Here is a 22,458-nt window from a genome sequence, read left to right on the forward strand (position 1 = left end):
TTATGTGCCTGACAGCGTGAGTGTCGAGCAGGCGGTTCGTGAGGGCTGGTACCCGGCCGAGGAGGCCGAGAGGTTCCAGCAGATCGGCGCGGCGGTGGCCGGTGACATGTCCGCGCCCGAGATGGCGCGGCTCGCGGTCCTGGACGCGTACGACCGCTGGGGCGAGTCCTCCCCGCGCGATCTCGACCTTCTGCTCTACCCGTCGGTCTGGCACCAGGGCCCGAACGGCTGGCAGCCCCAGCACTACCTGCAGATGCACCTTCTCGGCGGGAACGTGCCGGCGTTCGAGATCCGGAGCGGCTGCGTAGGGATGATCAGCTCGCTCGATCTGGCGGCGAGCTACCTGCAGGCCGACCCGAACCGGGAGACGGCGATGGTCGTCTCCTCGGACAACCACGGCACCCCGCTGGTGGACCGCTGGCGGATGACCCCAGGGGCGCTGATCGGCGACGCCGCGGCCGCGCTCGTCCTCGGCAAGGGGTACGGCATGGCCGAGCTCCTGTCGGTGAACGCGACGGTGATCCCGGAGGCCGACGCGGTCAACGACGGCGCCTACCCGCTGTTCCCCCCGGACGCCACCGTCGGCAGGGGGCTGAGCTTCGGAGACCGGCACGAGGAGTTCCGCCAGCGGCTGCTCAAGGCGCAGGGGACCGGGATCCACCTGACGATCCAGAAGACGATGATGCAGCAGGTCGAACAGACCCTGGACGAGGCCGGGATCGAGCTCTCCGACATCACGCGGGTGGCGCTGCCGCACGGCCGCCGCGAGGACCTGGAGGGGCAGATGTCCTGGCTGGGCATCGACGAGGACCAGACGACCTGGGACTACGGGCGGCGCGTGGGTCACTGCGGCGCGGTGGACCAGTTCATCGCCTTCGAGCATCTGATCGCGACCGGCGGGCTCGTGGCCGGAGACCACCTGCTCATGGTCGGGTTCGGTTCCGGGACGTCCGTCGCCGCGGCGGTGTTCAGGATCCTCTCCACCTCTCCCGTCACGAGCTCTCCCGTCACGGAAGGGGCACGCGCATGACCGAGCTTGAGCGAAGGCTGGTCGACTTCATCCAGGAGAACCTCGTCCTGGACGGCGACGACATCAAGGTCGACGAGACGACCCCGCTCCTCGTGTCGGGTCTCCTGGACTCCCTGCGGACGGCGCGGCTGCTGAACTTCCTGCGCAAGGACGTCGGCGTCCCGATCCCCGCCGCGAGGCTCGACCCCGAGAACTTCCGGGACGTCGTGACCATCGTGGCGATGGTCAGAGAACTCGAATCCGTTTAGCCGGGGCGAGGACACAGTCATGCGGTTGGCGGACACGTACATCAGCGGGGTGGGAGCCTTCCTGCCCCGGACCGTCGTCAGCGTCGAGAAGGCCGTCGCCAAGGGCTGGTACCCGGCCGAGGAGGCCGAGCTGCACAATCTGGCCGGGGCGGTGGTGGCCGGTGACGTACCGGCTCCGGAGATGGCCCTGCACGCGGCGCGGAGCGCGCTCAAGCGCAGCGGCCGGGCGCCGGGCGACCTGGACCTTCTCCTGTACGCCTCGACGTGGCACCAGGGGCCGGACGGCTGGCCCCCGCACTCCTACCTGCAGCGTCACCTCGTCGGCGGGGACGTCCTGGCCACCGAGATCCGGCAGGGCTGCAACGGGATGTTCATCGCCCTGGAGCTCGCGGCCGGTCACCTGGACGCCGCTCCCGGCAGGCAGGCCGCCCTGCTGGTCGCCGCCGACAACTACGGCACCCCGCTGATGGACCGGTGGCGGATGGGCCCCGGCTACATCGGCGGGGACGCCGCGGGCGCGCTCGTGCTCACCAGGGGGACGGGTTTCGCGCGCCTGATGTCGGTCTGCACGACGACGGTGGTCGAGGCCGAGGAACTGCACCGGGGCAGCGAACCCCTCTTCCCCCCGGGCGTCACGGTCGGGCGCCGGATGAGCTTCGCGGCCAGGAACGAGCAGTTCCGGCAGCAGGTCATGTCCAAGGGCGAGGCCACCGCGGCGCTGTTCAAGATCCAGCGGGCGTTGATGGAGGTCGTCGAGCGCACGCTGGCCGAGAGCGGGATCGAGGCCGACGCGCTCACCCGGGTGGCGTTCATGAACTACTCGGAAGAGATCGTCGAACAGCGGTGCATGGCCATGCTCGACCTGCCCATGTCCCGCTCGACCTGGGACTACGGCCGAACCATCGGCCACTGCGGGGCCAGCGACCAGGTCCTTTCCCTCGACCACCTGCTCACGACCGGGCAGCTGGGCCCCGGCGACCACATGCTGATGCTCGGCACCGGGCCGGGAGTGACCGTCTCCGGCGCCGTGATCAAGATCATCGACAACCCCCAGTGGGTCTGACCCGAAGAGCGGGCCTCACCCGAAGAGTGGCTTGAACCGAAGAGTGGGCTTGAACCGAAGGGAAACGAACGTAGATGGCCGACAGTCCGCGCGGAGTCCGGGTGGAACCAGTGGCGGTGATCGGGATCGGATGCCGCCTTCCCGGCGACGCCGGCTCACCGGACGAGTTCTGGGACCTGCTGTCCGCGGGCCGGAACACGACCCGGCCGCTGCCCGCCGAACGCTGGCGCCGGTACGAGAACCGGAGCCCCGAGTACGCCGCCGCGCTGCGTGACGCCGTACGTCACGGCAGCTTCCTGAGCGACATCGAGGGCTTCGACGCGGAGTTCTTCGGCCTGTCGCCCCGCGAGGCCGAGCTGATGGACCCGCAGCAGCGGATCCTGATGGAGACCGCGTGGGAGGCCCTGGAGCACGCCGGCCTGCCGCCGCACGAGCTGGCCGGTACCGACGCCGGGGTGTTCATGGGGGTCTGCACCGCGGACTACGGAGGCCGCCTCCTGGAGGACCTGCCCCAGATCGAGGCGTGGACCGGGATCGGCGCCGCGACCTGCGCCGTCGCCAACCGCATCTCCTACTCCCTGGACCTGCGCGGACCCAGCATGGCGATCGACACCGCCTGCTCGGCGTCGCTGGTCGCGCTGCACCTGGCCGCGCAGAGCCTGCGGCTCGGCGAGAACGACGTCGCCCTCGCCGGTGGCGTGAACCTGCTGGTCACCCCGGGCCAGACCCTCACGCTCGGCACGGCCGGGGCCCTGGCCCCCGACGGGCGGTCCAAGTCGTTCGACGCGTCGGCCGACGGCTACGGGCGCGGCGAGGGCTGCGGCGTGGTCGTACTCAAGCGGCTGTCCGACGCGCGGCGCGACGGCGACCGGATCCTCGCGCTCGTCATCGGCAGCGCCGTGAACCAGGACGGGCACACCAACGGCATCATGGCGCCGTGCGGGGAGGCCCAGGCACACGTGATGGCCCGTGCCTGCAAGCAGGCGGGCGTCGAGCCGTCCACCGTCGACTACATCGAGGCGCACGGCACCGGCACCCGGCTCGGCGACCCGCTCGAGGCGGGGGCGCTCTCCTCCGTGTACGGCACGGGGCGGCCCTCCGGCGACCCGTGCCTCATCGGCTCGGTCAAGTCCAACATCGGTCACCTCGAAGGCGCCGCCGGTATCACCGGCGTCATCAAGGCGGTGCTCGCCCTCCACCGCGGCGAGATCCCCCCGAGCGTGCTGAACAACCTGAACCCGGCCATCGCGTGGGAGACCTCGGGCCTTCGCGTGGTGACCGAACCGTCGGCCTGGCCGGAGCGCGACCACCCCAGCCGGGCGGGCGTCTCCAGCTTCGGGTACGGCGGCACGGTCGCGCACATCGTGCTGGAGCAGGCCCCTCCGGCCCCGGAGGTGCCCGGCGACGAGGCGGCGGGCGAGCGGCTGCTCCCGCTGTCGGCCGCGTCGGAGCAGGCCCTGCGGCAGTACGCGGGCAAGCTCGCCGACCACCTCGGGGAGGGGGGCGACCTGGCGTCGGCGGGGCACACGCTGGCGCTCCGGCGCACCCATCTGGCCCGCCGCGCCGTCGTGGCCGGGGCGGACCGGGACGAGCTGGTGGCCGGTCTGCGCAGGCTCGCGGAGGACGTGCCGGGCGAGGCCGTCCTCACCGGTGACGTGCTGCCCGAACTCGGTCCCGGGCCGATCTGGGTCTTCTCCGGACAGGGCTGCCAGTGGCGCGGGATGGGGCGGGAGCTGCTCGCCGTACCGGAGTTCGCGTCCCTGGTCGACGAGGTGGAACCGATCTTCGCCGAGGAGATCGGCTTCTCTCCCCGGCAGGTCCTGGCCGACGGCGACCTCGACGGCATCGACCGCGTGCAAACCATGATCTTCGTGATGCAGCTGGGCCTCGCCAGGCTCTGGAACGCGTACGGGGTCACTCCGACGGCCGTCATCGGCCACTCCGTCGGCGAGCTCGCGGCGGCGGTGACGGCCGGCGCGATGAGCGTCGCCGACGGCGCCCGCCTGATCTGCCGCCGCTCCCGGCTGCTGCGCCAGGCCGAGGGCAAGGGGGCCATGGTGATGGTCGACCTGTCCTTCGAGGAGGCGGCGGAGCGGCTGGCCGGACGTACCGACCTGGTGGCCGCGATCTCGTCGGCCCCCGGCTCCACCGTGCTGTCCGGCGACGTCGCCGCGGTCGAGACAGTGGTGAACGAGTGGCCGGTCGAGGGCATCGTGGTGCGGCGGGTGGCGTCGGACGTCGCCTTCCACAGCCCGCACATGGATCCGCTCGCCGTCGAACTGGCCGCCGCCACCGCCGACCTCTCGCTCGGGGCGCCGCGCATCCCCATGTACACGACCGCGCTGGCGGACCCCCGGGCGACGCCCGTCCTGGACGGCGCGTACTGGGCGGCGAACCTCCGCGACCCCGTACGGCTCGTCGCGGCGACCACGGCCGCGGCGCAGGACGGCTACCGGGTGTTCCTGGAGATCTCCCCCCACCCCGTGGTAGCGCACTCGGTGACCGAGACGCTCTCGGAGAACGGGTTCGAGGACGTGTTCGTCGGCATTTCACTGCGCCGGAACCAGCCGGAGGCGTCGACCCTCCTCATCGCGCTGGGCACGGCGCACTGCCACGGCGTCGACGTGGACTGGAGCAGGTTGCAGCCCTCCGGCGGCCTGGCCGACCTGCCGCCGTACGCCTGGCAGCATCGCCGTCACTGGCGCGAGTCGTACGCCGAGGAAGGCAACCCGGGGCACGACGTTCACTCCCACACCCTGCTCGGCGCCGGGACCGGCCTCGCGGGCAGCAGAACCAGGGTGTGGCGGACCAGCGTGGAGGACGCCAACCGGCCCTACCCTGGCAGCCACACCCTCAACGGCGTCGAGATCGTGCCCGCCGCGGTGCTGGTCAACACGTTCCTGCACGCGGTCGAGGACGAGGACGTCACGCTCACCGACGTGGAGATGACGCACCCGCTGATGACCGCGGAACGCAGGCAGGTCCAGGTCGTGCACGAGCCTCCCGCGGTACGGCTCGCGGCCCGCACCCCGGCCGGACCCGACGAGCCGGAACCCGCCTGGCTGGTGCACGTCACCGCGGACGTGGCCGCTCCCGGCCAGGTGAAACCCGACGTGCTGCCCGACGCCGAAGCTCTCGCCCCGATCGACTCCGGGTTCGTGCACCAGCGGCTGGCCGCCGTCGGCGTACCCTCGACGGGCTTCGACTGGACGATCGAGACGCTGCTGAGCGGGGACGGCGTGCTGCGGGCCACGGTCCGCGCCGAGGACGCGGGCGGCTGGGCACCGGCGCTGGACGCGGCGATGTCCGTGGCGCCCTGCGTGTTCCCCGGCGATCCGGTACTGCGCATGGTCGTGCACATCGACGAGGTGGTGCTGACCGGCACGCCGCCCTCGACGGTGATCATCGACGCGGCCGTGGACCCGGCCGCCGACGACACCGTCCGGGTGCTCCTGGCCGACGTGGACGGCCGGGTGGTGGGACACCTCACGGGACTCCGCTATCCGGTGATCGACGCGCCTGCCTCGGCCGACGAGGATCTCCGGGGGCCCGCGGAGTCGTTCGCCGGTCTGACGCCCGAGGACCTGCGCGAGCGCGTCCTGCCCGAGATCCGCGCGGAGATCGCGGCCGTGATGAGGCTCGCCCCCGAGGACCTGGCGCCCCGGCGTCCCCTCGTCGAGCAGGGACTGGACTCGGTGATGACCGTCATGGTCCGGCGACGCCTGGAGAAGCGCTTCGGCCGCCGCCTCCCCGCGACCCTGCTGTGGCAGCAACCCACCATCTCCGCGATCGCGAACCACCTGGGCCAGCTCCTCGCGGCTCCGCGACCGGACGCGGCGCCGAAGACCGTTCCCGAGGACGTCCCCGCGATCGGAGGCTGAAACCACCACCCGGGCGGTCCGAGGGATGATCTCTTCGGGCCGCCCGGCCGGGGGTTCCTCGCTGTGGGCCCGGGTGTGGCGGCGGTGTGGAGGTATGGGGTAGGTAGCGTGCAGACCATCGTGCGGATGAGGTATCGCCCTTACCGTCGCGAGGTATGCAGACAGTGGACGTACTGGTCGTGGGCGCGGGCCTGGCCGGGCTTCACACGGCCCGCCTGCTCGCGCGGCGGGGACTGGACGTGCTGGTGGTCGACCGCCGCAGGTCGCTGTCGGCGGGTATCCGCACGACGGGGATCTTCGTACGCCGTACCCTCGACGACTTCGACGTGCCGGAGCACCTGCTCGGGCCGGGGGTCCGGGACGTGCTGCTGTATCCGCCGTCGCGGCGGTCACCGATCCGGCTCACCAGTGACCGGGACGAGTACCGCGTGGCCGACATGGCGGCCGTCTACGAGCACGCGCGCCGCACGGCGGAGTCGGCCGGGGCACGGGTCCTCCTGGGCGTACGGTACGTCGACGCGTCGATGGGTTCTCCGCGGTTCGCGGGCGCTTCCGTACGGTTCGCGGGTGCTTCTGTGCGGTTCGCGGGTGCGGAACCGGTGACGGCCCGGTTCGTCGTCGGCGCGGACGGCGCCCGCTCCCGGGTGGCCCGTGATCTCGGCCTTGACGTCAACCGGCGCTTCCTCGTCGGTGCCGAGATCGTTTACCCGGTTGCTTCGGGCACGACCACCCCGGCGTTCCACTGCGTGCTGGACCCCCGGATCGCTCCGGGGTACCTGGGATGGGTCATCGACGACGGCCGGTACGCGCATGTCGGCGTCGCGGGATACCCGGACGCGATGCGTACCGGTATCCGCCACCTGCTGGACGCCTTCGCCGCGGACGCGCCCGGTGGCTCACCGCCGACCGGGCCGGTCGAGCGCCGGGGCGGTCCGATCCCGGTCGGCGGTGTGCTGCGACGACTGGCGTGCCCTGCGGGGCTGCTCGTCGGGGACGCGGCGGGCGCGGTGTCGCCGCTGACGGCCGGTGGGCTGGACCCCTGCCTGCGCATGTCCGAACTGGCCGCGGCGGTCACCGCCGGGTACCTGCGCACCGGCGACCGACGCGTGCTGAGCCGGTACGACGGGGACGCGCTGCGAACCCGGTTCCGGGGCCGGTTGCTGCTGCGCCGCGCGTTCGCCGGTATCCGGTCCCCCGTCGCGGCGGAGGCGGCGGTGACCGCGCTGCGCGGTCGTGCCGGTCGTGCCCTGGCGGCGCGGATCCTGTTCGGCGACGGCTCGTTTCCCGAGGTCGACCCACGGCTCGCGGACCTGGCGATCGACCACCCTCACCGGCACTGATAACGCCTACCGGTTCGCCCGTGACAGGGTGGTGGGCGCGGAGGTTCCCGATCAACCAAGGTCGTCAGCCGGGGTCGTCAACCAAGATCGTCGATCGGGGGCCTCAGACGAGATTGCCAGCCGGGGGCCTCAATCGAGATCGTCAGCCGAGGTCGTCGATCGAGGTTGTCAGTCGGGGGCGTCAGCTGGGGGCGTCGATCTAGGGCTTTAGCCGGGGGCGTCAGCCGAGGTCCGCGTCGTGTACCAGGATCGCCGCCTGCACCCTGTTGGCTACGCCCAGCTTGGCGAGCAACCGGCTGACGTGTGCCTTCACCGTGGCTTCCGCCAGCTTGAGCTCCCGCCCGATCTCCGCGTTCGACAGGCCACGGGCCAGTGCCCTGATCACGTCCTCCTCCCTGGCGGTCAGCGACGCGAGCCGGTTACGCGCGGACTCGGCACGGGAGGGGGCCTTGTCGGCGAACGAGGTGATCAGCCGCTTGATGACGGTGGGAGACAGCGTGGCCTGGCCCGTCGCGACCGTGCGTACGGCGGCGGCCAGTTCCCTGGGCGGGGTGTCCTTGAGCAGGAACCCGACCGCGCCCAGCCGTAGCGCCTCGTGGACGTACTCGTCCAGGTCGAAGGTGGTCAGCATGATCAGTTTGGGAGCTTCCGGCGCGGCCAGGATGCGTGCCCCGGCGGCCAGGCCGTCGGTACCGGGCATGCGTACGTCCATCAGCACGACCTGAGGTCTGAGCCTGGCGGTGGCGGAGATCGCCTCGTCGCCGTCGCGGGCCTCGCCGACGACCACCATGTCGCCCGCCGCCTCCAGGATCATCCGCAGCCCGGACCTGACCAGCGCCTCGTCGTCGACGATCAGGACGCGGATCATGTGGCCGGGATCCTGGCCACGACCTGGAAGCCGTCCTCGTCCCGCGGACCGGATCTGACCAGCGCCTCGTCGTCGGCGATGAGGACGCGGATCATGTGGCCGGGATCCTGGCCACGACCTGGAAGCCGTCCTCGTCCCGCGGACCGGCCTCCAGCCTGCCGCCGACCAGCTCGACGCGTTCGCGCAGGCCGACCAGCCCCCAACCGGAGCCGGGCAGGTCGCCGGACGCGCCGGTGGAGGGTTCGTTGCGCACGACGACCTCCAGCTCGGCGGGCCGGTAGTGGACGAACACGTCGGTCCTGGCGTCGGCGGCGTGCTTGTGCACGTTGGTCAGCGCCTCCTGGACCACGCGGTAGGCGGTGCGTTCCACCACGGGGCTGAGCGGGCGCGCGGTCCCCCCGTCGTGACGGTCGACCACGATGCCCAGCGCGCGGGTCTGGTCGAGGAGCCGGTCGAGGTCGGCCAGCGTGGGTTGCGGGCCGCGTACGGGATCCTGTGAGCGCAGCACGCCGAGCACCTCGCGCAGGTCGCTCAGCGCCTCCCTGCCCGTGTCGCCGATCAGCGCCGCGGTTTCCGCCGTACGCTCGTCGGGGGCGCTGACCTCCAGGGCGCCCGCGTGCAGGACCATCAGTGACACCCGGTGCGCGACCACGTCGTGCATCTCCCGTGCGATGCGTGCCCGTTCCCGGCCGCGTGCCCGCTCCGCGCGCAGCACCTGCTCGCGCCGCAGCTGTTCCGCCCGCTCGCGCGCCGCGGTGAGCACCTGCCGCCGGGCGCGGACCCACAGCCCCGCCACCAGCGGCAGCCCGAGCATCGCGCCGCTCATGAGGATCGCGTTGGCCGGGGTGCCCGCGACCAGCGCGCGGTACCCGCCGCTTCGGTGAGAGACGAGAGCGCTGAGCGCGAAGACCGCGACCGCGCCTCCGGCGTAGAGCCACAGGTCGCGGCGGCGCAGGTGGGTGCCCGCGTAGTAGGAGGCCACGACGGCGGCGGGCCACATCACCAGCCACGCGTAGGCGACGGCGCCCACCGCGGCGAGCGGCCCCATCGAGCGCCTGGCGCGGGCCGCGGCCACCGCCGACGCCGTGGCGACGGCCGCGAGCACGGGACCGGGCAGCGTCGACTCGACGCCCACCGAACCGGACGCCGAGGCCATGGAGAGAAGGAACACCACCGCGCCGAGCACCCACGGCGTGATCCGCTCGACGGTCCCGGCGTCGCCGTACGTCATGCTCCGAGGCTATAGGGCGGCCCGGACGACGTACCCCTACGAAAGTCGCGGGTGCCGGATGACTTTCGCCGGGGACGGTACGGCCGTGCCGTGCCGCATGGTCGGGGACATGAAGAAGACAGCCGTCGCGAGCCTGCTCGCGCTCACCGTACTCACCGCGCCCTCCGCGTTCACCGGCACCGGTACGGCGGACGCCGCCGCGTCCGCCACCGTGCCCGCCCTGCCCACCGCGCCCGCGCCCGCCCTGCCCGCGCCGACGGGTGGCCACGCCGTCGGACGGTCGGTCCTGCACCTGGTCGACTCCAGCCGCCCCGACCCGTGGGTGGCCGACAGGAAGGTACGCGAGCTGATGGTCTCGGTCTGGTATCCGGCGCGGAAGGCCGTGGGCCGACCGGCCCGGTACGTCACGCCGCAGGAGTCGGAGCTGATCATCAAGAACGTGCCGCAGCTGAAGGACGTGCCGCCGGACACGCTCGCCAGGACGAGGACGCACGCCCGCGTCGACGCGCCCGCGCTGGGGCGGAGGGGAGGGTGGCCGCTGGTGGTCCTGTCGCCCGGCATGACGTTGCCCCGCGCGACGATGACCTCGCTGGCCGAGGAGTTCGCGAGCAGGGGATACCTGGTGGCGGGCATCGAGCACACCTACGAGTCCGTGGCCACCACGTTCCCCGACGGCAGGACCGTCACGTTCGAGGCCGGAAAGGGCGGCCAGACCCCGGAACTGGGGGAGAAGGTCGCCCGGGTCAGGGCCGCCGACACGACGTTCGTGCTGGACCGGCTTGAGAGGAGCGAGCACTGGAACCGGCTGATCGACGAGACCAGGGTCGCGATGGTCGGGCATTCGGTCGGCGGTCAGAGTGCCGCGCACCTCCTGCCCGTGAGCCGGAGGATCAGGGCCGCGGTCAACCTGGACGGCTCCTACAACCCGCCGACGCCGGCGAAGCCCGTCGAGAAGCCGTTCATGATGATCGGCAACCCGAGGCAGGAGCCGAACAGCGAGAAGAAGGGCTCCTGGGACCTGTTCTGGCCGCACGTGACCGGTGACGGGAAGCGCTGGCTGACCGTGACGGGCGCCGAACACACGAGCTTCATCGACTACGCGGTGCTCCAGCCGCAGCTCGGGCTGCCGGAGTACCCGGTCGGCGGCGAGCGCTCCATAAAGATCACCCGCGCGTACGTCACCGCCTTCCTCGACCTGCACCTGAAGGGGAGGCGTCAGCCGTTGCTGGACGGGCCGTCCACCGGCTACCCCGAGGTGAGGTTCTGGTAGACGTCCCGCTCCGGCCGTCCCCGCGTCGAACGCGTCCCGGAGGCGCGGCTCAGGGCTTCGTCAGGTAACCGGCGAGAGCGCCTCGGCTACGTTGGAGGTCGTCGATGCGGTCGTCCATGGCCGTCAGTTCCCCGTTCAGGATGTCCCACAGGTCCGCGCACCAGTCGAAGTCCGGGCGCTCGCCCCGCGCGCACGGCAGCACGGAACGGATCACCTCGGTGGACAGGCCCGCCTTCAGCAGGGCGCGCACCTGCCGTACGGAGACCACGGAATCCTCGCCGTAGTGGCGGTAGCCGTTCGGACCACGCCCGACGTCGAGGAGTCCCTGCTCCTCGTAGTAGCGCAGCAACCTCGGGGGCACCCCGGTACGCCGGGACAACTCGCCGATCAGCATGTGACCTTCCCCACCCGAGGTTGACCTTTCCATCGATGTGAACCCCTAACGTCGCCTTGTGAGCGGGCATTCCGTCCCGGGGTGTCCGCGCGATCGTCAACGGTCCCGTTCGATGTCGTCCTGCTGGAGTGACGCATGTCCGCTTTTGTTGTGCACCGTAACGACCGGGTGGCGGATGCCGAGGATCTGGTGCCCCTCGCCTTCGCGGGCTACGCCCACTTCACCGCCATGCAGGTGCGCGGCGGCCGGGTACGGGGTCTCGACCTCCACCTGGAGCGACTGCGGTCCGCCTCCACGGAGCTGTTCGGCCGGGCACTGCCCGACGATCGGGTGCGGGCCTGCCTGCGGGCGGCGCTGCGGGCCGGTCCGGCCGACCTCTCGCTGAGGGCCACGGTGTACTCCCCGGCGGGCGAGTTCACCGTCGCGGGGGCCGACGTGGAACCCGAACTGCTGGTACGAACCCGGCCCGCCGCGTCCGGCCCGAAGGGGCCGCTCGCGCTCGCGGCGGTCGAGCACGAACGGTTCCTCCCCGCCGTGAAGCACGTCGGAGAGGCGGCCAAGACGTACTTCCTCCGTCAGGCCGCCAGTCAGGGCTTCGACGACGCCGCCTTCGTCGACCGCCGGGCCCGGCTCAGCGAGGGGTCGATCTGGAACCTGGCCTTCTGGGACGGCACCACGGTGGTGTGGCCCGAGGCCGAGATGCTGGTCGGCATCACGATGGGCGTCGTCCGCAGGCAGCTGGATCGCCTCGGCGTGCCCCAGCGCGTCCGGGAGGTCACGCTCGCCGACCTGCCGTCGCTGGCCGGGGCCGTGGTCATGAACTCGCGGACACCGGGGGTGGCGGTGCACCGGATCGGCTCCGTGTCCCTGCCGGAAGCGCCGTCCTTCGTGTCGCTGCTGCACCGGGCCTACCAGGCCGAACCGCTCACCGCGCCGTGAGCGCGCCGGTCCAGGTCCGGCGGGCCTCGTGGTCCCTTGACCTCGACTTCGGTCGAGGTTGAAGACTTGTCCGCGCCGGACAGGTCGAGTGCGGGGAGCGATTGACATGCGGGTGGTTCAGGTGACGCGTTTCGGAGGTCCTGAGGTGCTGGTCCCGGGGGAGGCGCCGGACCCGGTCGCCGGGCCGGGACAGGTGCTGGTCGAGGTGTCCGTCGCGGGCGTCACGTTCGTCGAGACGCAGATCCGGCGCGGCGTCGACAGGTGGCACGACAGGCCGGAGTTGCCGTACGTGCCGGGCGGTACGGTGGCCGGCCGGGTGGGGGCGGTCGGGGAGGGGGTGGATCCGGGCTGGTCCGGGCGGCGCGTCATCGCCGACCTCGGGGAAAGCGGGGGCTTCGCCGAGCGCGCGGTGACCGCCGTGGAGGACCTGATCCCGGTGCCGGAGGGGCTCGGGCTGCCCGACGCCGTCGCCCTGCACACCGACGGCAGCACCGCGCTGGGCCTGGTCGAGGGGGCCCGGATCCGTCCCGGGGAGTGGGTGCTGGTCGAGGCGGCGGGGGGTGGTGTCGGCAGCCTGCTGGTGCAGGTGGCCCGGACGGCCGGTGCCAGGGTCGTCGGGGCCGCGCGCGGCGTACGGAAGCTGGACCTGGTTCGTGAACTGGGTGCGGAGGCCGTGGTCGACTACTCCGATCCGGACTGGGCGGGGCGGGTGCGCGAGGCGACCGGTGGGGCGGGTCCCGACGTGGTGTTCGACGGGGTCGGCGGGGAGATCGGCCGGGCCGCGTTCGAGGTGACGGCGGAGGGGGGCCGTTTCTCCGTCCACGGTGCCTCCAGCGGTGAGGTCACGGTGGTCGATTCCGCGGCGGCGCTGCGGCGCGGGGTCGAGGTGATCGGGATCGAGCAGCTCTTCGGCTTCGGGCCGAGGATGCGGGGGTGGGCCGAGCGGGTGATGTCGGAGGCGGTGGCGGGCCGGATCCGGCCGGTCATCGGGCAGACGTTCCCGCTGGAGCGCGCCGCGGACGCGCACGCCGCGATCGAGTCACGCTCTGCCCTGGGCAAGACTCTGCTCCTGGTCTGACGGTGCTCCCGGGGCGGTATTCCCGGAGGTTCGAGAACGCGTTCACCGCGGACAACCCCGGGGTCTGGATGGAGCACCGCCACAACTTCGACGGCACGGTCACGCACCTCGCCTACGACGGCGTCGGCACGCCGTACGCTGTGGTCCGCATTCTGAATGATCGCGTTCGCCGGAACGTGGGAAGCTCCCCTAACGTACGCGTATGCGGACTTTGCCGCTCTTGTCCGGTCCACTCGTCGGCCGGCAGGACGAGATCCGGCGCATCGACGACCTGACAGGCGCGGCGCGTGGGGGCCAGGGCGGGGTGCTGGTCCTGCGCGGTGAGGCGGGCATCGGCAAGAGCTCGCTGCTGGACCACGCACGGCGGGCGGCGTCCGGGTTCCGGGTCGTCCACGCGTCCGGGGCGGAGTTCGAGATGGAGCTGCCGTTCGCCGCCCTGCACCAGCTGTGCGTACCGATGCTGGAGCATCTCGCCGACCTGCCCTCCCGGCATCGAGAGGCCCTTCAGATCGCGTTCGGGCTGGTCACGGGCGCGCCGGACGTGTTCCGCGTTGGTCTGGCGACCTTGGAACTGCTGGCATCCGCGGCCGGTGAACGCCCGCTGTTGTGCGTGGTCGATGACGCCCAGTGGCTGGACGCGGCCTCGTCGAAGGTGCTGGCCTTCCTCGCGCGGCGCGTCGCCTCCGAACCCGTCGCCATGGTGTTCGCCGTCCGGCTGTCGGGTGCGGCGACGGAACTCGACGAACTGCCGGGCCTGGTCGTCGAGGGGTTGAGCGACGCCGACGCACGGGCGTTGCTGGGAGCGCGGAGTCACGTGACGCTCGACGAGCGGGTGCGTGACCGGATCGTCGCCGAGGCGCGGGGGAACCCGCTGGCACTGATCGAACTGCCCAGGGACGGTGGCTTCGCCCCGCCGGACACCTCTTCGGTGCCGACCCGGATCGAGCGCGGCTACCGGGCCAGGCTGGCCGCTCTGCCCGCCGAGGCACGACTGCTGCTGACCGTCGCGAGCGCCGACCCGACCGGCGCCCCCGGTCTGTTGTGGCCCGCCGCACGGCGACTCGGCATCGACGTGACGGCCGCCAGCGCGGCCGTGATCGCCACCGGGCTGGTCGAGTTCTCCACCCGTGTCCGCTTCTGCCACCCGCTGGCCCGGTCAGCGGTCTACCGGGCCGCGGAGCCGGGGCAGCGCCGTACGGTTCACGGAGTGCTGGCCGAGGTCACCGACCCGGTCGCGGACCCCGACCGGCGGGCCTGGCACCGCGCGCAGGCCAGTACCGGCCCCGACGACGACGTCGCCGCCGAGCTGGAACGATCGGCGTCCCGGGCCCGGTCGCGCGGAGGAGTGGCCGCCGCGGCGGCCTTCCTCGAACGCGCGGCGGCGTTGTCGCTGGACTCCGCCAGGCGCGTCGAACGGACGCTCGCGGCGGTCCAGGCCAAACTCGACGCGGGCGCCACCGACGTGGCGGCGGGACTTCTCTCGACCATCGAGAACGCGGCACTGGACGAGTTCCAGCACGCCAGGGTCGATCGGCTGCGGGGTCAGCTCGCCTTCGTGGGGCACAACGACGGCGACGGCCCGATGTTCATGCTGCGTGCCGCGCGGCGGCTCTCCGAACTGGACCCGGACCGGTCACGCGACTGTCTCCTGGACGCGCTCGAGATGAGCCTGGTCGTCGGCCGGGCCACCGGGGTGATGGACATGGTCCTCGCCGAGGCGCGCGCCTCGACGCCGGCGTCGCGGCCCCCCGACGTCCTGGACGCACTGGCGCTGCTGGCCACAGACGGGCACCGGGCCGCCGTCCCCCTGCTGCGAAGCGTCCTGCACGGTGAGGACCGCCCGATGTGGCATCGGCGGCCCGCGCTCGCCGTGATGCTCGCGGCCGAGCTGTGGGACCCGCACATCCACGCGGTGGTCGTCGAATGGCTGGTGAAGACCGGCCGGGAGTCGGGCTCGCCGCTCGTGCTGCGCCTCGGCCTCGCCCAGGTCGCGTCCGGCGCCGCGGTGATCGGCGACGTCGGGCGGGCGATGACGGCGATCGCCGAGGAGGAGGCGATCGCCGACGCGGTCGGCGGCCCCCCGCTGATGTACCACCGGCTGCAACTCGCGGCGATACGCGGCCGCCGTCAGGAGGCGTTCGAGCTGTTCGAGACCGCCATGAAGGTGGCGACGGCGCGCGGCTCGGGGCAACTGATCGCCAACATCCACTGGGCGGCGGCCGTACTGAACAACGGCCTGGCCGACTATCCGGCCGCGCTGACCGCGGCCCGGCGGGCCACCGCGCACGGCGACCTCTTCCTCGCCGGGATCTCCCTGCCCGAGCTGGTGGAGGCGGCCGTGCGTTGCGGAGAGCCCGACGCCGCCGAGGCGGCCCTGGAACCGCTGACCGAACGCACCGAAGCCAGCGGAACCGCCTCCGGCCTCGGCATCGCGGCGTACGCGCGGGGGCTGGTGACGGGAGTCGAGGACCACTACCGGGAAGCGATCGAGCACCTCGCGGAGAGCCCGATGCTCCCCTATCGAGCCAGGGCCCACCTTCTGTACGGGGAGTGGCTGCGACGCGAAGGCCGCAGGCGGGACGCCCGCCACCAGCTGCGCACCGCCCACGAACTGCTGTCCGACGCCGGGCTCGAGGCGTTCGCCCGGCGAGCCGCCGACGAGCTCCGCGCCACCGGCGAGAAGACCCGCAGCCGGTCCGGGCACCCCCACGACCAGCTCACCATGCAAGAGATGTCCATCGCCCGGCTGGTCGCCACGGGAGCGACGACCAACGAGGTCGCCGCCCGGCTCTTCCTCAGCCCCCGCACCATCGATGCCCATCTGCGCAACATCTTCCGCAAGCTCGGCATCAGCTCCCGCAGGCAGCTCAGGGACCAGCCGGGCGTGGGCGCCTGACAGGCGTCACCGCCCGGCGACAAGGCCGATGCGCCGGTGGCGCGTCCGGATCGGCGCCCCGCGGCGTGACGTCCACCGGAGTTCGCGCCGCGCGGAGCGTTCAGGAGCCGTGCCGGCAGCGACCAGCGCGGCCGGTACGGCTCCTGAACGGCATGGCCGACACCGGCGTCGGCCACATCGGAGACGAGCTCGGCACCCTCGGCGAGTGGCATGAGTTCTCCCGCCGGTGTACCGCGCGCCCCAGCCTCGCGGTCAGTCGCCGCCCTTGTTGAGCCAGCCGTTGACGGCTCCGTTCGTGGTGATCTGGGCCCAGTCGGCCCGGTTGTCGCCGTCGAGGTCCGGCATCAGGACCGTGCCGCCGGTGCCCCAGGCGATCGAGCCGCGATCGGTCCAGTCGGGCCGGCCGGTGTTCAGCCAGGCCTTGGGGAAGCCGTTGACGCTGGCGTCGAAGGCGATGTAGTCGGCCTTGCGGTCACAGTTCAGGTCGGCGAACATGATCTGTCCGTTCTCCCGTTTCGGCAGGTTCGTGACGATGTTGCCGCCCCAGTCCCAGCCGAGCCGGCCGGGTGCGTCGCCGCCCCGGTTGTAGAACACGTCGATCGTGGTGGCGAGGTCGAGCAGCCGCACGTAGTCGGCCTTTCCGTCGCCGTCGATGTCGGCGAACCGGATCTGGTCGACCGGTGTGTCGGTTCCGACGCTGTGGTTCGGGTGCGCCTGCCAGCCGTTCTTCCAGACGCCGCCGACGGTCGTGTCGCCGCCGCGGTTGTAGTAGACGTCGATCGCGCGGTCGGGCCGGACCACGATGTAGTCGTCCTTGTTGTCGCCGTCCATGTCTGCGAAGAACACTTTCCGCGGCCCCTGTCCTGTGCCGACCATGATCTCGCCCCGGTAGATCCAGGTGTGGAGGCCGCGGTTGAGCCAGGCCGTGGCCGCCCCGGTCATCGAATTCACCCAGACGTAGTCGTCGCGGCCGTCGCCGTCGATGTCGGCGAACTTGATCTGCGCCTCGACACCCGGATCCCCGGGCAGCCCGATGTGGATCTGCCCCAGGCTCTGGTAGCCGCCGCCGCGGTTGTCGCACGGCGTGACCTGGTCCAGCGGGATCGGTTCGCGTACCCAGCCGTTGAACAGTGCGAGGTCGAGACCGGAGGCGAACGCCGCGGCGATCTTGTCATAGCCGGTGTCGTTGGGGTGCACGACGTCGGCCAGGTCGGAGATCTCCACCAAACCGAGGTCGACGCGCACGATGTGGTCACCGTTGCCGATCCGGTTCTTCAGCATCGTCAAGGCCGCGGTGTTGAAGGCGTCGGTCCGCGCCTGGCGTGCCGGGTCGGTCGTCGGCGGCAGGCTGCCGACGATGATCACGACGCCGGGTGACCACGCGAAGATCCGGTCGATCAACCGGCTGAGCCGGCCGACCGCGTCGTTGGTCTCCACCGACCAGAACACGTCGTTGGTGCCGGCCAGCAAGGTGACGACGTTCGGCTTCATCGCCGGTACGGCGCGGGCCGCCTCGGCGCTGATCTGGTCGATGGTGTAGCCGGGCCAGCCCTCGTGGTCGACGTCCGGGATGCCGCGGCCGTCCTTGCGCGAGCCGACCAGGTCACGCTTGTACAGCGGTTCGTACAGCAACAGGCTGTCCTCGGAGCCGTACAGCTGCCCCGCGGTGATCTTCCCGATCTCGTCCTGCAGCTCGTCGCGGAAACCGGAGTCGTTGCCGCTGCCCAGGCCCGAGGTGATCGAGTCGCCGACCGGCATCAGCCGGATGCTCGACGGCGGCGGCTCGGCCGCCGCCTCCATCCGGCCGACTGCGACCGGGAGGTGATCCGACGACGGGACCCGGTTGTCGCGGAGGTGGATGTAGGCCTCGCTCGGACCTTGCTGGTGGATGTCGGTGACGAAGTAGTCCAGCCGGCCACCCAGCCTGTGGGTCGCGACGCCACGGGCCGTGTTGACGGTCCGGGCGATCGGGAAGTGATTCCGGCCCGCCAGCTCCTCGGGGTCGACGTTGAAGTCACCGCCGACGACCCACTGATAGTCGACGTGACGGTCCTGCGCCCACCGTTCGACCTGGTTGTCGATGGCTTCCAGCAGCACCGCGGAGTCCCCGCCATTACTACGGGACAACCCATGCACCGTGAAATACCACATCGAGCCGTACCGGACACCGAGCGCGGTGCGGCCCGCCTGAACCGGGTTCTGCACGACGTTCACCTCGTCCGGTGTGTCGCTGAGAACCATCGCCAGGTTCACCCGGCCGCCCTCACCGTTCTCGGTGGGCAGAAAGTAGATCTCACGGGTCGCGCTCCGCGTGGTGTCGCCGACGCTCCAGAGGGAGTTCCGGATCACGTGCGTGGTGATCTGGCGGTTTTCGCCGACCGTGGTCCGGATGATGTCCGGGTGGCGGCTGGCGCCCTCTGCCGGCCCGGGCCCGGCTTCCTGCAACATCATGATCGGGGCCTGCAGGGCGTACGGCCTGACGAAGTTGGGCCACTTGCTGGTGTTCGACGCGGACTCGGTGGAGCCCTGCATGTTCCAGGTGATCAGGCCGGTCGAGCTCCACGGCCGGTCCACGGCCGCGGCCGGCCCGGCCGGTACGACCAGGAGCGCGGCGACGACCGCGCCGATCATGGCCAGTGAGCGGATGCGGCGCCTCATACCGGATCACCGCCGTTGTTGAGGAAGCCCCAAACCCTGCCCGCGTCCAGGAGCAGATAGTCGATCCGGCCGTCACCGTTGAGTTCGGCGAACTCGACGAAGACCTCGTTCGAGGGAACCGCCTTGGCTTCCCAGGTCCACAGGAACGTGTCCCCCTGACGGCCACCGTTGGTGAGAATCCGCAGCGAACCGTCCAGGTACCGGGTCACCAGATCCGCCCGGCCGTCGCAGTTCGTGTCGCCGTAGTAGTTCCAGTCCCCGGTGAGCAGAGTCTGGTGAACGACGCCCCAGCCGGTCCAGCCGCCCTTGCCCGGGTAGTCGGTGCCGTCGTTGCGCCAGCCCCGCACGGGCTCCCCCGTGACAAGGCTCTGCGTCAGGTAGTCGTCGTCACCGTCGCCGTCGAGGTCCGCGAACGAGACCAGCTTGCGCGACGGATCATCGCGATGAAATATCTCACCGGCGAACTGCCAACCCGACATGACCCCATCGGGGTTGGCGACGTCACCGCCTCTGTTGAACCAGACGTCGAGCGAACCGTTGGACTTGACGACGACGTAATCGTCCCTGCGGTCGCCGTCGAGGTCGGCGAACTTCACTTCGGACGTGTAGCCGGTGCCTCCGGCAGTGCGGCCACGGTACGTCCAGCCGAAACCGTCCGGTCCGGTCGCGCCGTCATTGCGCCATTCCCGGACACCCCCGATCTCATCCACCAACAGCAACTCGTCGTCACCGTCGCCATCCATGTCGGCGAACTTGTACGGGTAGCCAGAACTCACGCTCGGGACGACCCCCGGGATCGCCGGGGCGATGGTGCCCGCGTAAGACCACCCGTTGCGTTCGGTACACGGGCCATCCGCCCGCGCCGTGACAGCCGCGGATCCGGTGACCAGGTCACCGCGCTGCGCGGCGACCGCGGGCAGCGGCATGGCGCCGACGACGACGGCGACCACGGCGGCCACGGCCGGCACGCGACAATGCCGCATACTCAATGAACTCATCGATGAGGCTTCTCTCTGATCCTTTACGAGATGGAGTAGCGAAACATCAGCTGCCGGCATCGCGGCCAGTACCGGAAGCGACCGCGTCAGCCTCGGCACGCAACTGACGGCCCGCGGTGAACGCCCGACCTGCTCCCGCGGCTTCCCCGCGGGCCACCGGTCCCCCGCATCCAGGCCAGATCATCACCACTCCTCTTCCGTGGTGGATCCATGACCCGGACGCCGACGGACCGGCCCTCCATACTCGGCAGAACACCCGCCGCACCGCGTCGGTGATAACTACCTAGATCCACTACATCCCGCACGCAGGGACTACCGGCACCGCGCGCCTCGCCTCGCTCGACGGCTCGTGGCACGGGCCGGGCGCGCCGCTCGCCGTGGGGGTGCCGCGCCGGGAAGGAGTACCGCCTGCCGTACCCCCGCCTGTCCCGTGGGCAGGATGGCCGGTGGCGGCGGTGGCTCGTAACGTCGAAGTATGACGAACCTGACGAAGGAGCACCTCGTGACCGACCCTCGCCGCGTTCCCGAGGCATTCGAGACGTCATCGTCGACACGGCTCGTCGAGGCCTGGGACGGTGCGGTGCGTCCGCTGCTGTGGATCCTGCTGACGATCAGCGCGGTCTGCAACCTGGTGATCTCCTCCGCCGACGTCAACGTGCTCTTCGGGATCGGGTTCGGGCTGGTCACCCTGGGGTGCGCCGCCGCGCTGGTCACCCACCACTACCTGAACCGGCGCTGACCGGCCCCGCGCGTACGGCCCCGGTGCCGGGCCCGCGTTCACAGCCGTGCCGTCGAGGTGACCCGGGACGGCGTCACGACCGTGCTCTACGAGTAGTCGGTCTGCCGGTCCAGGGTGACCCTGCACGCCAGGTGCAGGGCGAGCCGGTCGTCGGGGTTGTGCAAGTCGACGGTGAGCAGCTCCTCGATCCGGTGCAGCCGCGCCGCGACGGTGTTGCGGTGCACGCCGAGGACCGCCGCGGTGTCGGCGGCCGACCCACCGGCGTCGAGATAGGCGGAGAGCGTGGCGACGAGCTCGCCCGGCTGCGCCTCCAGCGGCCTGAGCAGCCGGGTCGCGGTGGGGGCGAAGGTCTCGGTGCTCGCCCAGGCGACCAGGAGCTGGGCCAGGCCGAGCCGGTCGATGTGCACCAGGCGGCCCGTCTGCGGTCGCCCGCGGGCGAGCCTGGCGGCGTCCCACGCCTCGGCGAGACTCCGGGTCAGCCCGCCCGCGTCGAGGTAGCCCCGGCCGACACCGATCGCGCAGTCGAAGCGGGTGGCGAGCCGGTGCCGGATCCGCTGGAGGGCGGCGAGGAGGTCACGGCTGGCGTCCTGGCCCGGTTCGGCCCGGCTGGTCGTCCACGCCGACCAGCCGTCACCGCGTTCCACCAGGGTGGCGTCGAGGTGTTCCGCCGTGATCGCGGCGGCCACCGCGTCCGTGTGCCGTAGCAGGTCGACCTGCCCGAGGGCGGCGAGGTGGAAGGCCACATGCCAGCCGTCCAGGCGCCAACCGGCTTCGGCCGCGCGCCGCCCCGGGGTGCCGCCGTCCTCCAGCCTCCCTTCCAGGAGGTCGCCGAACAGACCGGCGCGCAGCCGGGCGTCGCGTTCCAGCACGACGCGGCGGGTCGCCTGCCAGTGCTGGACGGCGAGTGTCCCGGCCTGCAGCACGTCGCGGGCACTGCGGGCCCAGGTGGTCGGCGCGTACCCGAGCGCGACCGCCATCCACAGGTCGACCGTCCCGCTCATCGTGCCGGGCACGGGTACGGCGACGGTCGTCCTGCCCCCCTCGACGAGGATCTGCGGCACCGCGGCGTGGGAGGTGAAATCGGCGGGCAGGCCGAAGGACGGCGTGACCGGTGCCCCGTCCGGGCCGAAGACCCCCACCGGCCGGTCCAGGATCCCGGTGAGCACCCGGGCCACGTCCTGCGGGCTCAGCAGTCCGCGGGTCAGCGCGCGGTGCGCGCGGCGCAGCCGGTCGGCCGCGTCCACGGCGGGAGCGTGCACCAGCGCCGTCGCCGCCCCCGCCCACCGCAGCGGCGCCGCGCCGATGCCCAGGACCGGCAGGCGCAGGTGCCGCGCGAGACGGTCGCTGCTGGCCAGGAGTGTCTCGCCGGGCACCGTGACGGGGAGGGCGAGGGCCGCGGCCCCCTGGTCGTGCAGGCGGCGGATCGTCACGTCCAGCCGCCAGTCGCTGAGATATCCCGGGGGGAGGACCGGGCACACGGCGATCTCACCGGTCCCGGCGAGACCGGCCTCGGCCGGGTCGATGAGCGCGATCCCGGTGACGGGACGGTCCAGGTCCCCGTCTCCGGACAGCGGCGCGGCGGCGGCCAGCAGGGGGTGCCCGAGCAGCTCACGCAGGGTCGGGGCGGCGTCCGTCATATCTCCCCCTTGAGCACGATCGGGACGATGGGTCCGGTGGCGGTGTCCGTGGGGGTGCCGGGAAGGTGGGCTTGGTGGCGGTGTCCGTGGAGGTTATCGGGAAGGTGGGCTCGGTAACGGTGCCCGTGGGGGGTGTCGGGAGAGTGGACCCGGCGGTGTTCACGGGGGTTGCCGGGAAGGTGGGCTCG

The 22,458-nt window shown here is 71.8% G+C and carries 16 protein-coding genes; 10 read left to right on the plus strand and 6 right to left on the minus strand.

Features of this window, described 5'->3' with window-relative positions:
• Nucleotides 1–4 precede the first annotated feature (4 nt).
• The 5 genes from ACW9TB_RS27250 (at nucleotide 5) to ACW9TB_RS27270 (ending at nucleotide 7,562) form a co-directional block, all read left to right on the plus strand.
• Nucleotides 5–1,030 (plus strand): ketoacyl-ACP synthase III family protein, encoded by a 1,026-nt coding sequence (locus ACW9TB_RS27250; RefSeq protein WP_472750912.1) that lies wholly within the window; start codon nucleotides 5–7, stop codon nucleotides 1,028–1,030.
• Complete coding sequence (locus tag ACW9TB_RS27255; RefSeq protein WP_472750913.1) at nucleotides 1,027–1,278, plus strand: acyl carrier protein; 252 nt, start codon at nucleotides 1,027–1,029, stop codon at nucleotides 1,276–1,278. Before ACW9TB_RS27250 ends, ACW9TB_RS27255 begins: the two co-directional genes overlap by 4 nt.
• 19 nt (nucleotides 1,279–1,297) lie before the next feature.
• Entirely contained in the window at nucleotides 1,298–2,341 is a 1,044-nt protein-coding gene (locus tag ACW9TB_RS27260; RefSeq protein WP_472750914.1) for a ketoacyl-ACP synthase III family protein, read from the plus strand.
• Nucleotides 2,342–2,442: 101 nt separating this feature from the next.
• Nucleotides 2,443–6,222: a type I polyketide synthase gene (locus ACW9TB_RS27265; RefSeq protein ID WP_472750915.1), complete on the plus strand. Its 3,780-nt coding sequence runs from the start codon at nucleotides 2,443–2,445 to the stop codon at nucleotides 6,220–6,222.
• A 155-nt stretch (nucleotides 6,223–6,377) separates the two neighbouring features.
• The gene (locus ACW9TB_RS27270; RefSeq protein WP_472750916.1) at nucleotides 6,378–7,562 is read left to right on the plus strand and encodes an FAD-dependent oxidoreductase; all 1,185 of its coding nucleotides are present in this window, start codon (nucleotides 6,378–6,380) and stop codon (nucleotides 7,560–7,562) included.
• A gap of 220 nt (nucleotides 7,563–7,782) precedes the next feature.
• Here ACW9TB_RS27270 and ACW9TB_RS27275 read toward each other — a convergent pair whose 3' ends face one another.
• Together ACW9TB_RS27275 and ACW9TB_RS27280 are read right to left on the minus strand one after the other, a co-directional pair.
• On the minus strand, nucleotides 7,783–8,430 hold the full coding sequence (locus ACW9TB_RS27275; protein ID WP_472750917.1) for a response regulator: 648 nt from the start codon (nucleotides 8,428–8,430) through the stop codon (nucleotides 7,783–7,785).
• 91 nt (nucleotides 8,431–8,521) lie between these two features.
• A complete protein-coding gene (locus ACW9TB_RS27280) occupies nucleotides 8,522–9,661 on the minus strand; it encodes a sensor histidine kinase (RefSeq protein WP_472750918.1) in 1,140 nt (379 codons plus the stop codon).
• 109 nt (nucleotides 9,662–9,770) lie between these two features.
• Here ACW9TB_RS27280 and ACW9TB_RS27285 point away from each other — a divergent pair, with 109 nt between their 5' ends.
• Nucleotides 9,771–10,931 carry an alpha/beta hydrolase family protein gene (locus ACW9TB_RS27285; RefSeq protein WP_472750919.1) on the plus strand — a complete coding sequence of 387 codons (1,161 nt, stop codon included), beginning with the start codon at nucleotides 9,771–9,773 and terminating at the stop codon, nucleotides 10,929–10,931.
• 49 nt (nucleotides 10,932–10,980) lie between these two features.
• Here ACW9TB_RS27285 and ACW9TB_RS27290 read toward each other — a convergent pair whose 3' ends face one another.
• Nucleotides 10,981–11,325 carry a MerR family transcriptional regulator gene (locus ACW9TB_RS27290; protein ID WP_472750920.1) on the minus strand — a complete coding sequence of 115 codons (345 nt, stop codon included), beginning with the start codon at nucleotides 11,323–11,325 and terminating at the stop codon, nucleotides 10,981–10,983.
• A gap of 135 nt (nucleotides 11,326–11,460) precedes the next feature.
• Here ACW9TB_RS27290 and ACW9TB_RS27295 point away from each other — a divergent pair, with 135 nt between their 5' ends.
• From ACW9TB_RS27295 to ACW9TB_RS27305, 3 genes are all read left to right on the plus strand, one after another.
• Complete coding sequence (locus ACW9TB_RS27295; RefSeq protein ID WP_472750921.1) at nucleotides 11,461–12,264, plus strand: aminotransferase class IV family protein; 804 nt, start codon at nucleotides 11,461–11,463, stop codon at nucleotides 12,262–12,264.
• A 106-nt stretch (nucleotides 12,265–12,370) separates the two neighbouring features.
• Entirely contained in the window at nucleotides 12,371–13,342 is a 972-nt protein-coding gene (locus ACW9TB_RS27300; RefSeq protein WP_472750922.1) for a zinc-binding dehydrogenase, read from the plus strand.
• A gap of 220 nt (nucleotides 13,343–13,562) precedes the next feature.
• Entirely contained in the window at nucleotides 13,563–16,238 is a 2,676-nt protein-coding gene (locus ACW9TB_RS27305) for an ATP-binding protein (protein ID WP_472750923.1), read from the plus strand.
• A gap of 252 nt (nucleotides 16,239–16,490) precedes the next feature.
• On the opposite strand, the gene ACW9TB_RS27310 is transcribed toward ACW9TB_RS27305, so the two are convergent.
• Both ACW9TB_RS27310 and ACW9TB_RS27315 read right to left on the minus strand, forming a co-directional pair.
• Entirely contained in the window at nucleotides 16,491–18,896 is a 2,406-nt protein-coding gene (locus ACW9TB_RS27310) for an FG-GAP-like repeat-containing protein (protein WP_472750924.1), read from the minus strand.
• Complete coding sequence (locus tag ACW9TB_RS27315) at nucleotides 18,893–19,855, minus strand: FG-GAP repeat domain-containing protein (RefSeq protein ID WP_472750925.1); 963 nt, start codon at nucleotides 19,853–19,855, stop codon at nucleotides 18,893–18,895. The genes ACW9TB_RS27310 and ACW9TB_RS27315 overlap by 4 nt, the downstream gene beginning before the upstream one ends.
• 514 nt (nucleotides 19,856–20,369) lie before the next feature.
• Between ACW9TB_RS27315 and ACW9TB_RS27320 the strand changes: the two genes are divergently transcribed.
• Nucleotides 20,370–20,633: a hypothetical protein gene (locus ACW9TB_RS27320; RefSeq protein ID WP_472750926.1), complete on the plus strand. Its 264-nt coding sequence runs from the start codon at nucleotides 20,370–20,372 to the stop codon at nucleotides 20,631–20,633.
• Between the two features lie 86 nt (nucleotides 20,634–20,719).
• Here ACW9TB_RS27320 and ACW9TB_RS27325 read toward each other — a convergent pair whose 3' ends face one another.
• Complete coding sequence (locus tag ACW9TB_RS27325) at nucleotides 20,720–22,270, minus strand: helix-turn-helix domain-containing protein (protein WP_472750927.1); 1,551 nt, start codon at nucleotides 22,268–22,270, stop codon at nucleotides 20,720–20,722.
• Between the last annotated feature and the right edge of the window lie 188 nt (nucleotides 22,271–22,458).

This window comes from Streptosporangium sp. H13245 (assembly GCF_055690525.1).